The sequence below is a fragment of the Acinetobacter sp. BD54 genome (assembly GCF_044778325.1).
In the GTDB taxonomy this organism is placed as follows: Bacteria; Pseudomonadota; Gammaproteobacteria; order Pseudomonadales; family Moraxellaceae; genus Acinetobacter; species Acinetobacter baumannii.
In genome coordinates this window covers 65,482-77,490 of record NZ_JANJEP010000010.1, presented here as the reverse complement: position 1 = coordinate 77,490, position 12,009 = coordinate 65,482, and the positions used below count along the sequence as shown (strand labels likewise).

Sequence of the window (12,009 nt, the reverse complement as noted above, 5' to 3'; positions counted from 1 at the left end):
ATTTGAAGGCCAATACATACATTCTTTGTTAAATAATAGGCCTGCCAGGAGTTATCCCCGCATGAGTGCCATTACTCCATACGACTGGGCGATTATCGCCTTCGTGATCGGCGTTACATTTCTTTGCGTCTTTATGCTCACAGTTCCCTTACTCCTCGGGGGGAAATCGTGGGGACGTGCTAAGCAAGAGCAGTTTGAATCAGGTGTCGTGAGTGCTGGTGGCGCTCGCATTCGCCTGTCTGCAAAGTTCTATCTAGTTGCAATTTTCTTCGTTGTTTTCGACTTAGAGGCACTTTACCTCTATGCATGGTCTACTTCTGTGCGTGAAGTAGGATGGTTGGGTTATACCACTGTCGTAATCTTTGTCGTTGACCTATTAATTGCGCTTGTTTATGCCTTCTCTGTAGGTGCTTTAAGTTGGGCACCGGCAGATCGCCGTAAATTAGCAGGTGAGAAGATTAAAGTCGGTTCACCAACAATGAACATTGCTGAAATTACACGCTTTAACTCTATTGAAGAGCTCGTAACTGACCCTACAGGCCAGATTCCAGCCCAATCATCAGGTCGTGTTAAGTCAAAAACTACACCTGCATTGTCATCTGAAAAGGAGTAAGTCGGGATGAAATATACTCTGACCCGCGCGAATCCGGATGCTGATCAATATCCATTGCAAGATCGTCAAATTGTGACAGATCCACTTGAAGAGGAAGTGAATAAAAACGTATTCATGACTCGTTTAGAGGATGTCTTGCATACAGCAGTAAACTGGGGACGTAAAAACTCTTTGTGGCCATTTAACTTTGGTACCTCATGTTGTTACGTTGAATATGCAACGACCTTAACAGGCGTGCATGACTTGTCCCGTTTCGGTGCAGAGGTTATTCGTGCTTCACCTCGTCAGGCTGACTTGATGATTGTTGCAGGTACCTGCTTTGTAAAAATGGCTCCGGTTATCCAACGTTTGTATGAACAAATGTTAGAGCCTAAATGGGTTATTTCAATGGGTGCTTGTGCAAACTCTGGAGGTATGTACGACATCTATTCAGTAGTACAAGGTGTAGACAAAATTATTCCTGTTGACGTGTACGTCCCAGGTTGTCCGCCTCGTCCTGAAGCATTAATCCAAGCATTAATGCTTTTACAAGACCAGATTCAATTAGAGCGACGCCCGCTTTCTGCCGTGATTGGTGATGATCTTCAGCCAGTGTATAAGCCAAAGATGATGCCAGAACGTGATCGTAAGAATGCGCAGCGTATTGCCGTTAAAAACTTACGCTCTATGGATGAGATTAAATAATTTTTTGACGGTGTTTTGACATATCTAACCGATATGTTCATCGAGAAAATTGACAGAATTTGTATTAAATAGGAAGCCAAGCCAATGGCTGAAACTGACATTGCTATGCCAGAATCAACACCAGTTGATTCACGCCCAGCATTTGCAATCGTAGAAGAGCTCAAAACCAAATTTGGTGAGAATTTCTATGTGCAGGCGACTTTTGAAGAGTTTCCAACAGTCTGGGTTGAGCGCGCACGCGTGCAAGAAGTCCTCATGTTCCTGCGTAAAGTGGAACGTCCTTATGTAATGCTGTTTGACTTATCAGCGATGGATGAGCGTTTACGCCAACATCGTGATGGTTTGCCAGCATCTGACTTCACTGTGTTCTATCATTTATTATCGCTTGAGCGTAATAGTGACATTCGTATCAAGGTTGCCTTGAACGAAAACGATCTTAACCTCCCGACAGCGACAAATATCTGGCCAAATGCCAACTGGTATGAACGTGAAGCTTACGATATGTTCGGTATCAATTTCGAAGGGCATCCAATGCTTCGTCGTATCTTGTTACCAACTTATTGGGAAGGGCACCCGCTTCGTAAAGAATATTCAGCACGTGCGACAGAATATACGCCGTACATGCAAGACAAAGCGAAGCAAGATTTCGAACAGGAACACTTACGCTTTGTACCAGAAGACTGGGGTCTTAAGCGTGGTAACGCTGACGAAGACTTCATGTTCTTGAACTTGGGTCCTAACCATCCATCTGCGCACGGTGCATTCCGTATTGTATTGCAGTTAGACGGTGAAGAAGTGAAGGACTGTGTTCCTGATATCGGTTATCACCACCGCGGTGTGGAAAAGATGGCTGAGCGTCAAACATGGCACTCTTTCATTCCTTATACTGACCGTGTTGACTACTTGGGTGGTTGTGCGCAAAACATGCCATATGTCATGGCTGTTGAACAGCTTGCTGGAATCAAAGTTCCTGAGCGTGCACAAGTGATTCGTGTCATGTTGAACGAATTGTTCCGTATTAATAACCATTTACTTTACTGTGGTACGGCAATTCAGGATGCCGGTGGTATGACACCAGTATTCTATATGTTCGCAGACCGTCAAAAAGTATACGACATCGTTGAAGCAATTACGGGTTACCGTATGCACCCGGCATGGTTCCGTATTGGTGGTACAGCACATGACCTTCCAAACAACTGGCAAAAACTTGTTAAAGAGTTGCTAGATTGGATGCCAAAACGTTTGAATGAATACTACACAGCTGCATTTAAAAACTCTGTGTTTATTGGTCGTACACGTAATGTTGCTCAATACGATGCCAAATCTGCACTTGCATGGGGTGTAACCGGTACTGGTTTACGTGCAACAGGTATTGATTTCGACGTTCGTAAATATCGTCCATACAGTGGCTATGAAAACTTCGACTTCGAAGTTCCGGTTGAGTATGAAGGCGATGCGTACGCTCGTGTACTTGTTCACTTCCGTGAAATTGAACAGTCACTCAAAATTATCAAACAGTGTTTGGATAACATGCCTTCTGGTCCATATAAAGCGGATCACCCATTGGCTGTTCCACCACCAAAAGATAAGACGTTACAAGATATTGAAACTTTGATTACGCACTTCTTGAGCGTGTCATGGGGTCCTGTCATGCCTGCTGGTGAAGCGTCATTCATGACTGAAGTTGTGAAAGGTGCAAGTACTTATTACTTGACTTCGGATAAGGCAACGATGAGTTATCGTACTCGTATCCGTACACCGACGTTTACTCACTTACAGCAAATTCCTTCAGTGATTAACGGCAGTTTAGTATCTGACTTAATCATTTATCTGGCGACCATTGACGTGGTTATGGCTGACGTGGATCGCTAAGAGGTAACGCAAAATGATGATTCTGACTGATAAAAAACCACGTGTGAATGTTGAAGGGATTTTGACTGCTGAAGAAATCCACGAAATTGAACATCACATTGGTCACTATCCATACCCACGAGCAGCTTCTTTAGATGCATTAAAGTGCGTACAGCGCCGTAATGGCTGGGTAGATGATGCTCAAATGAACGCCATCGCACAATTATTGACGATTAGTGTTGCAGACTTGGAAGGTGTAGCAACGTTCTACAACCGTATCTATCGCCAACCTGTAGGTCGCCACGTAATTTTGCTTTGTGACTCAATTGCTTGCTTCTTGATGGGTGCTGAAACACTTGCTGAAGCATTCCAGCGCGAATTAGGTATTCAGTTTGGTCAAACGACACAAGATGGTCGTTTTACGCTGCTTCCAATTTGCTGTCTAGGCAACTGTGACAAAGGCCCAACGTTAATGATTGATGAAGATACTCACGGTTTAGTAGAAGTGACATCAATCAAACAGTTATTGGAGAAGTATGTATGAATACTGAACCAAAACCAATTTATGGCGACGGTAATCCGGAAACTCATCCACTGACTTGGCGTTTAAGCAAACAAGAATCGGTACGTAGTGCTGACGATTACGAAGCACTTGAAGGTTATGCCGGCTTTAAAAAAGCATTAGGTATGAAACCTGCTGAAGTGCTTGAAGTCATTAAAGCTGCAACTGTAAAAGGTCGTGGTGGTGCAGGCTTCCCTGCAGGGATCAAATGGTCTCTTATGGCGCCAAATGATGGCGGTCCACGTTACTTGATCTGTAACGCCGATGAGATGGAACCAGGTACCTTTAAAGACCGTTTGTTGATGGAAAAACTTCCTCACCAATTGATCGAAGGTATGTTGATTGCAGGTTATACCCTAGAAGCAACTCAAGGTTATATCTTTATTCGTGGTGAATATATCGAGGCTGCACAATACCTAAATGAAGCGCTTGAGCAAATCCGCGCTAAAGGTTACTTAGGTGACAACATTTTAGGTTCTGGCTGGAACTTCGAGTTACACGTGCACACCGGTGCAGGTCGTTATATTTGTGGTGAAGAAACTGCATTGATTAACTCACTTGAAGGTCGCCGTGCTAACCCACGTACTAAACCACCATTCCCGCAAGTTGCTGGTGCATGGGGTCGTCCAACGATTGTGAACAACGTTGAGACTTATAACAACTTGCCAGCAATCATGCTTCGTGGCCCAGAATGGTATATCGGTTTATCAGCAGGTAAATCAAAAGATCCGGGCACAAAGATTTATGGTGCGTCAGGTAAAGTAAAATTCCCTGGTCTTTGGGAACTACCATTTGGTACGACTGCACGTGAAGTAATCGAAGAACATGCTGGTGGTATGCGTGATGGCTTGAAGCTTAAAGCATGGTTACCAGGCGGTGCGTCTACTGACTTTTTACCGGCGGATACCATTGATTTACCAATGGATGCTGAAACCATTATGAAAGCAGGTTCTCGTTTAGGAACATGTTTATTAATGGTGGTAGACGAGACCCAATGTATGGTGTCGTTGACCCGTAATCTGGAAGAATTCTTTGCGCGTGAATCATGTGGCTGGTGTACACCTTGCCGTGATGGTTTGCCATGGGCTGTTAAAGCGCTTAAAGCACTTGAGACAGGTGAAGGTAAGAAAGAGGATATCGACCACTTACAAGAACTTACTCGTAAATTGTGGATTGGTAAAACTTTCTGTGCCCACGCACCAGGTGCGATGGAGCCGCTTATGGGCGCACTCAAACATTTCCGTAGCGAGTTTGAAGCGAAAGTGACTGATCGTCCTGTCGTGCAAACTAGCAACGTAGAACAAGCTTAAGGGATTCGACTATGGCTACAATTCATGTCGATGGAAAATCGTACGAAGTCAATGGATCAGAAAACTTGCTACAAGCATGTTTATCCCTTGGCATTGATATTCCGTATTTTTGTTGGCACCCATCCTTAGGTTCTGTTGGTTCATGTCGTCAATGTGCCGTAACTCAGTATGCAAATCCTGAAGATACGCGCGGACGTCTTGTGATGTCATGTATGACACCAGCATCTGACAATACCTATATTTCGATTGAAGACAAAGAAGCAGTAGATTTCCGTGAATCTATTGTTGAGTTCTTAATGACCAACCACCCACACGACTGTCCAGTGTGTGAAGAGGGTGGTCACTGTCACTTACAAGATATGACTGTAATGACAGGTCACGACCGTCGTCGCTATCGTTTTACTAAGCGTACACATTACAACCAAGAACTAGGCTCATTCATTGCACATGAAATGAACCGTTGTATTGCTTGTTACCGTTGTGTTCGTTACTACAAGGATTATGCAGGCGGTACAGACTTTGGTGTATATGCTAATGCATCACGTGTTTACTTTGGTCGTCCAGAATCAGGTACTTTAGAGTCTGAATTCTCTGGTAACTTGACTGAAGTATGTCCAACTGGTGTATTTACCGATAAGACTCATTCAGAGCGCTATAACCGTAAATGGGATATGCAATATGCACCAAGCGTGTGTCATGGCTGTTCTTCAGGTTGTAACATCTCTCCAGGTGAGCGTTATGGCGAAATCCGTCGTGTAGAAAACCGTTTCAATGGTTCGGTTAACCAATACTTCCTTTGTGACAAAGGCCGTTTTGGCACAGGTTATGTAAACCGTGCAGATCGTCCACGTCAACCTCAATTCCGTAATGGCGAAACAGTAGCTACTGTTTCTGTTGACCAAGCGTTGGACCAAACAATTGCGAAACTTGAAGGTAAAAAAGTTCTAGGTATCGGTTCGCCACGTGCAAGCTTAGAATCAAATTACGCATTGCGTGAACTAGTGGGCCAAGCAAACTACTCAACAGGTGTTGCACAAAAAGAGCAAAGCCTCGTTGAACTTGCTGCTTCAATCATGCAAACAGAGGGTATTTACAACCCGAACATGCGTGAAATTGAAAGCTACGATGCAGTATTAATTTTGGGTGAAGATTTAACTCAAACTGCTCCACGTATGGCATTGTCAGTTCGTCAAGCTGCAAAAAATAAAGCTCGCGAAATGGCTGCAAAAACACGTACACCGGACTGGTTGGCTGAGCCTGTACAACGTATTGGTCAGGAAGCGAAATCTCCGATCTATATCTTAGCTGCAACTCAAACTCGCCTTGCGGATGTTGCGACTGGTGAAGTTGTTGCATCTCCAAATGACATTGCGCGTTTAGGTTTTGCAGTTGCTGCGGCAGTTAAAGGTGAAACAGTTAATGGTTTAGATGACGATGCAAAAGCATTTGCTCAAACTATTGCCGACACTTTAAAAGCAGCAAACAAACCGTTAATTATTGCGGGTACGAGCTTGCAAGATGCTTCAATTATGGAAGCAGCAGCAGAGTTAACGCAAAACCTTGGCTCAAAAGCTGGTTTAAGCCTTGTTGTTCCTGAAGTGAACTCTATGGGCTTGGCATTATTGGGTGGCTTAAGCCTTGAACAAGCATTTGCTCAAGACTACGACACACTTGTTATTGTTGAAAATGACTTATTCCGTCGTTTACCGGCCGCTCAAGTTAAAGCAGCACTTGATAAAGCTGAAACAGTAATCGTGCTTGACCACAGTGAAACTGAAACTGTGAAACAGGCTGATATTGTACTTTCAGCAGCAAGCTTTGCCGAAGGTGATGGTACTGTCGTAAGCCAAGAAGGACGTGCACAACGCTTCTACCAAGTTTACGATCCAAGCTACTACAAACCTGAATACGCGATTAAAGAATCTTGGCGTTGGTTGCATGCCATTGAAACTGGCCTTAAAGGCAAGCCAATTGATTGGACAGTACTTGACGATGTAATCGAAACAATCGTGAAGAACGTACCGGTACTTGAGGCAATTCAAGACGTTGCGCCAGACGCTGGCTACCGTGTACATGGTTTGAAAATTGCTCGTGAACCACGTCGTTATTCTGGTCGTACAGCAATGCGTGCACCTTTATCGGTTCATGAACCGAAGCAACCAACAGATCCAGACTCAGCATTAACATTCTCTATGGAAGGTTATGTAGGCCCGCAAAAAGCTTCTTCGCTTGTACCATTTGCGTGGGCGCCGGGTTGGAACTCTCCACAATCTTGGAACAAATACCAAGATGAAGTGGGTGGTCACTTAAAAGGTGGTGATTCAGGCGTTCGTTTATTCGACCGTTTAGCAAAACGTCCAGCACGTAGCTATGTTGCTCCAACAGCTGTAGTTGCAAATCCTGAAAGCTTCCGTCTTGTACCAATGCACCATATCTTTGGTTCTGGTGAATTCACAATTAAAACACCTGCAATGGAAACTCGTATTCCTGAAGCTGTATTTGCTGTGGGCGAACAAGACGCAACACGTTTGAATCTACAAGAAGGCCAACGTATTACAGTAAAAGCAGGCGAAACAACTGTGAGCTTACCTGTACAAGTAATCGAATATTTACCTACAGGTTATATTGGTTACCCAGTTGGTTTAGCTCCGACAGTATCTTTAGCTGAACCTGTTTCAGTGGCATTAGGAGTGTAATTCATGAATCAAGAAATTATACGTCAAACGCCACTTTGGGCTGAGAACTGGCCAATTGCTTACGCTGTGGTTCAAGCAGTTGTGATTTTGCTTGTTGTTGTTCTTGTTGCAGCGTTGATGTCTTTCATTGAGCGTCGTTTGCTTGCTTGGTGGCAAGACCGTTATGGTCCAAACCGTGTTGGTCCTGGTGGTATGTTCCAGATCGTTGCCGACATGCTTAAGATCATGTTCAAAGAAGACTGGACACCAAAATTTGCTGATAAATTAACTTTCCGTTTAGCTCCGGCAGTTGCGATGGCAACTGCGGTGCTTTCGTTCATGGTTATTCCTGTAAGCCCTGCATTGGGTGTTGCGGACATGAGCATCGGTTTGTTGTTCTTTATGGCAATGGCTGGTATTGCGGTTTATGCAGTGTTATTCGGTGGTTGGTCATCAAATAACAAATATTCATTACTTGGTGGTTTGCGTTCAGCTGCTCAAACAATTTCTTATGAAGTGTTCTTGGGTATCTCGCTAATGGGTGTGGTTGCAATCGCTGGTTCATTTAACCTTCGTGAAATTGTTGAAGCCCAACGTGATGTTTGGTTCATCATTCCACAGTTCTTAGGTTTCTTGATTTTCGTTGTTGCAGGTGTTGCGGTAACTCACCGTCACCCATTTGACCAACCTGAAGCAGAACAAGAATTGGCCGAAGGTTACCATGTTGAATATGGCGGTATGAAATGGGGTATGTTCTTCGTTGCTGAATATGTAAACGTTGTACTTATCTCTGCATTGATCGTGACTTTATTCTTTGGTGGCTGGTTAGCTCCATTCAATTTAGAAATTCCATTTGTTCCACCAGTGTTCTGGTTTGTGATTAAAACAGCATTCTTCGTAATGATGTTTGTATTGGCACGTGGTTCTTTAATGCGTCCACGTTACGACCAAGTCATGAACTTCGGTTGGAAAATTTGTTTGCCGCTGGCGTTGGTTAACCTATTGGTAACTGGTGCTGTGATTCTGATGAATCAGGCCTAAGACAGCAGGGAGTACAAAATGTATAAAATTCTAGCTGGAGTTGGGTCAATCGTTCGGACGTTATTCATGGTATTTACCCATGGTTTCCGTAAACGTGACACAATTCTTTATCCAGAAGTACCAGCAGAGGAAATTGTACCACCTCGCTATCGTGGTCGTATTATCTTGACACGTGACCCAGATGGGGAAGAGCGTTGTGTGGCATGTAACCTTTGTGCGGTTGCATGTCCGGTTGGCTGTATTTCACTGCAAAAAGCTGAAAAAGAAGACGGACGTTGGTATCCGGAATTTTTCCGTATCAACTTCTCTCGTTGTATCTTCTGCGGTATGTGTGAAGAAGCATGTCCAACTACAGCGATTCAGCTAACTCCAGATTTCGAGTTGGGCGAATACGTACGTCAAGACCTCGTATATGAGAAAGAAAACTTGCTCATTTCAGGTCCAGGTAAATACCCAGACTACAACTTCTACCGTGTAACTGGTATGGCAATTAACGGTAAAGAGAAAGGTCAAGCACAAAAAGAAAGTGCACCAATCGATGTACGGAGTCTATTACCATGATGTGGCCGTTTTATTTGATGGCGCTCGTGGCCATCGTTTCTACGGTTCGTGTAGTGACTAACACGAACCCTGTACATGCATTGCTTAGTCTGATTGTTTCATTGCTTGCTGTTGCTGGTATTTTCATGATCGTAGGTGCGCCGTTTGCTGGCGCCCTCGAAATCATTGTTTATGCTGGTGCGATTATGGTCTTGTTCGTATTCGTTGTGATGATGCTTAACTTAGGGCAACACACAGTTGAACAAGAACGTAAATGGCTTTCTTCAGATGCTTGGGCATATCCAGCACTCATGAGCTTTTTACTTGGCTTACTTTTAGTTTGGATGCTCGGTGGTGAATATACAACCATCTCTGCACCACTTGGAGCACAAGTAATTGGACCAAAAGTTGTTGGTCAAGCGCTCTTTACACACTATTTATTGTTGGTTGAAGTTGCCGCGATGTTATTGCTAGCAGCCCTTGTTGCAGCATACCACTTAGGTAAACGTGAACCAGGTGCAGAAGAGGAAAAAGAATAATGGGCCAGATCCCTTTAGAACATGGTTTGATTGTTGCAACCATTCTTTTTGCACTCGGTTTTTACGGTGTAATGGTGCGACGCAACCTTTTATTTATGTTAATGAGCCTTGAGATCATGATGAATGCTGCAGCGTTAGCATTCGTTCTTGCGGGTAGCGTATGGGCACAACCAGATGGACAAGTCATGTTCATTCTGATTTTAACCCTTGCTGCGGCAGAGGCGTGTATCGGTCTTGCGATTGTCCTTCAGTTCTATCATCGCTTCCATCATTTGGATGTGGATGCTGCTAGTGAGATGCGCGGATGAGTTATTTATATCTAACAGTATTATTTCCGCTAATCGGTTTTATTTTATTGGCGGCTGGGCGTGATAAGCTCTCTGAAAATGTTGCAGCAATTATTGGTGTAGGTTCTGTAGGTTTATCTGCATTATTTGCATTGATTGCTGGTATGGCATTTACCAGTAGCGGCCAGCAAGTTTTTGTTCAAAATCTTTGGACATGGTTCAATGTTGGTGGTTTCGCGCCTGGCATTAGCTTACATTTAGATGGCTTATCTTTACTCATGATGGGCATGATCACGGGTGTTGGTTTCCTAATCCACATCTTTGCATCATGGTACATGCGTGGTGAAGAAGGGTATGCGCGCTTCTTCTCTTATTTCAACCTGTTCGTTGCAAGCATGCTTTTGCTTGTGTTGGGTGACAACTTAGCGTTGTTATTCTTAGGTTGGGAAGGCGTAGGTCTATGCTCTTACTTGCTGATTGGTTTCTATTATGCAAATCCTGCAAATGGTTGGGCAGCGATCAAAGCATTTACAGTTACCCGTGTAGGTGACGTATTCTTACTTATCGCTTTATTCTTGCTTTACCAACAATTTGGTACGCTTAATACTCAGTACATCGTTGAACACGCAGCAGAAGTAATGACGAAGAGTTCGTCACTTACTATCTGGACTGCATTAATGTTGTTCTTGGGTGCTGCTGGTAAATCTGCACAAATTCCATTGCAAACATGGTTAGCAGATGCGATGGCAGGTCCTACACCTGTTTCTGCATTAATCCACGCAGCAACAATGGTAACAGCTGGTGTGTACTTGTGCTGTCGTCTATTCAGTGTATTTGAACTTGCGCCTGAAGTGATGCAATTCATTTCGGTAACAGGTGCTGTAACTTTATTAGTTGCAGGCTTTGCTGCTCTCGTACAAACAGACATCAAACGTATTTTGGCTTACTCAACTATGAGTCAGCTTGGTTATATGTTTATGGCTGTCGGTGCAGAAGCGTATCAAGCTGGCTTGTTCCACATGTTGGCTCACGCATTCTTCAAAGCATTATTATTCTTGTCTTCTGGTGCAGTTATTCTTGCTTACCATCACGAACAAAATATTTTCAAAATGGGTGGTTTGTTCTACAAAAACAAATTCCTATTTGCATGTTTTGCGATTGGTGGCGGTGCATTAGCAGCTATCCCATTCTTAACAATCGGCTTCTTCTCTAAAGACGCGATTCTCGGTGAGGTTTGGGTACAAGGTCAATCGATTGCTTTATATAACAGCTTATATTGGGCTGGTGTAGCAGGTGCATTCCTGACTTCAATCTATACCTTCCGTTTAATCTGGGTTGTATTCTTCGGTAAAGAAAATACACATTACCATGAGATTAAAGGTGCTACTTACTGGGCTCCATTAGGTATCTTGGCTGTATTGTCTACTTTTGTTGGTGCTGCATTAAAAGCTCCAGTAGCAAATATTTTGAATACGGCAAAAATTCCTGAATTCCATGTTGCTGAACAATTTGTTGAAGGCATGCATGGGGCAGAGCATTTAGCAGTAGGTATCGCGCTTGTTGGTTTAGCTGTTGGTATTGGTCTATTTGCATTTGCTTACGGTGCAGTAAAATCGTTTGCAAAAACAAGTCTTGGTGCTGGCTTAGCTCATATTTGTCGTACTGCATTTGGTTTTGATGCGTTGTATGACATCGTTTTTGTTAAACCTTATTTATTCTTCGCCAAACTATTTGGTCGTGATCCGATTGACAGCTTATGGCTTGTTCTTCCTGCGCTTGTTAAAGGCGGAAACAGTTTCACAAGCTCACGTCAAACAGGTTCATTGCGTGAATACGCATCAAGCATGTCACTCGGTGTAGTGGTGTTATTGATGATCTTGATCGTTATTCAGGTAGTGGGGAAATAA

The 12,009-nt window shown here is 43.6% G+C and carries 11 protein-coding genes; all 11 read left to right on the top strand.

The window, feature by feature from the left end; all coding sequences use genetic code 11:
• Positions 1-61: 61 nt before the first annotated feature.
• The 11 genes from ndhC (at position 62) to nuoL (ending at position 12,009) form a co-directional block, all read left to right on the top strand.
• Positions 62-613, top strand: coding sequence for an NADH-quinone oxidoreductase subunit A (gene ndhC / locus NQ782_RS15610; RefSeq protein WP_001274550.1), 552 nt, complete (start codon positions 62-64; stop codon positions 611-613).
• A 6-nt stretch (positions 614-619) separates the two neighbouring features.
• Positions 620-1,297, top strand: a complete 678-nt coding sequence (locus NQ782_RS15605) for an NADH-quinone oxidoreductase subunit B family protein (RefSeq protein WP_000878003.1) — start codon at positions 620-622, stop codon at positions 1,295-1,297.
• A gap of 84 nt (positions 1,298-1,381) precedes the next feature.
• Positions 1,382-3,169 (top strand): NADH-quinone oxidoreductase subunit C/D, encoded by a 1,788-nt coding sequence (nuoC, locus tag NQ782_RS15600; protein WP_000852150.1) that lies wholly within the window; start codon positions 1,382-1,384, stop codon positions 3,167-3,169.
• A 13-nt stretch (positions 3,170-3,182) separates the two neighbouring features.
• Positions 3,183-3,692, top strand: coding sequence for an NADH-quinone oxidoreductase subunit NuoE (nuoE, locus tag NQ782_RS15595; protein ID WP_000973142.1), 510 nt, complete (start codon positions 3,183-3,185; stop codon positions 3,690-3,692).
• Positions 3,689-5,020, top strand: coding sequence for an NADH-quinone oxidoreductase subunit NuoF (nuoF, locus tag NQ782_RS15590; protein WP_001091095.1), 1,332 nt, complete (start codon positions 3,689-3,691; stop codon positions 5,018-5,020). The genes nuoE and nuoF overlap by 4 nt, the downstream gene beginning before the upstream one ends.
• An 11-nt stretch (positions 5,021-5,031) precedes the next feature.
• A complete protein-coding gene (gene nuoG / locus NQ782_RS15585) occupies positions 5,032-7,716 on the top strand; it encodes an NADH-quinone oxidoreductase subunit NuoG (RefSeq protein ID WP_000190954.1) in 2,685 nt (894 codons plus the stop codon).
• A gap of 3 nt (positions 7,717-7,719) precedes the next feature.
• Entirely contained in the window at positions 7,720-8,736 is a 1,017-nt protein-coding gene (nuoH, locus tag NQ782_RS15580; protein WP_001070989.1) for an NADH-quinone oxidoreductase subunit NuoH, read from the top strand.
• A gap of 18 nt (positions 8,737-8,754) precedes the next feature.
• On the top strand, positions 8,755-9,297 hold the full coding sequence (nuoI, locus tag NQ782_RS15575) for an NADH-quinone oxidoreductase subunit NuoI (protein ID WP_000276693.1): 543 nt from the start codon (positions 8,755-8,757) through the stop codon (positions 9,295-9,297).
• Complete coding sequence (nuoJ, locus tag NQ782_RS15570; RefSeq protein WP_014205902.1) at positions 9,297-9,815, top strand: NADH-quinone oxidoreductase subunit J; 519 nt, start codon at positions 9,297-9,299, stop codon at positions 9,813-9,815. The genes nuoI and nuoJ overlap by 1 nt, the downstream gene beginning before the upstream one ends.
• Positions 9,815-10,123, top strand: coding sequence for an NADH-quinone oxidoreductase subunit NuoK (gene nuoK / locus NQ782_RS15565; RefSeq protein ID WP_000529822.1), 309 nt, complete (start codon positions 9,815-9,817; stop codon positions 10,121-10,123). The genes nuoJ and nuoK overlap by 1 nt, the downstream gene beginning before the upstream one ends.
• Positions 10,120-12,009, top strand: coding sequence for an NADH-quinone oxidoreductase subunit L (gene nuoL, locus NQ782_RS15560; protein WP_000121137.1), 1,890 nt, complete (start codon positions 10,120-10,122; stop codon positions 12,007-12,009). Before nuoK ends, nuoL begins: the two co-directional genes overlap by 4 nt.

Coding starts and splice junctions, on each gene's coding strand:
- nuoJ (WP_014205902.1), top strand. CDS start 9,297: ATGTGGCCGTTTTATTTGATGGCGCTCGTGGCCATCGTTTCTACGGTT.
- nuoH (WP_001070989.1), top strand. CDS start 7,720: ATGAATCAAGAAATTATACGTCAAACGCCACTTTGGGCTGAGAACTGG.
- nuoE (WP_000973142.1), top strand. CDS start 3,183: ATGATGATTCTGACTGATAAAAAACCACGTGTGAATGTTGAAGGGATT.
- nuoC (WP_000852150.1), top strand. CDS start 1,382: ATGGCTGAAACTGACATTGCTATGCCAGAATCAACACCAGTTGATTCA.
- NQ782_RS15605 (WP_000878003.1), top strand. CDS start 620: ATGAAATATACTCTGACCCGCGCGAATCCGGATGCTGATCAATATCCA.
- nuoG (WP_000190954.1), top strand. CDS start 5,032: ATGGCTACAATTCATGTCGATGGAAAATCGTACGAAGTCAATGGATCA.
- nuoL (WP_000121137.1), top strand. CDS start 10,120: ATGAGTTATTTATATCTAACAGTATTATTTCCGCTAATCGGTTTTATT.
- nuoI (WP_000276693.1), top strand. CDS start 8,755: ATGTATAAAATTCTAGCTGGAGTTGGGTCAATCGTTCGGACGTTATTC.
- nuoF (WP_001091095.1), top strand. CDS start 3,689: ATGAATACTGAACCAAAACCAATTTATGGCGACGGTAATCCGGAAACT.
- nuoK (WP_000529822.1), top strand. CDS start 9,815: ATGGGCCAGATCCCTTTAGAACATGGTTTGATTGTTGCAACCATTCTT.
- ndhC (WP_001274550.1), top strand. CDS start 62: ATGAGTGCCATTACTCCATACGACTGGGCGATTATCGCCTTCGTGATC.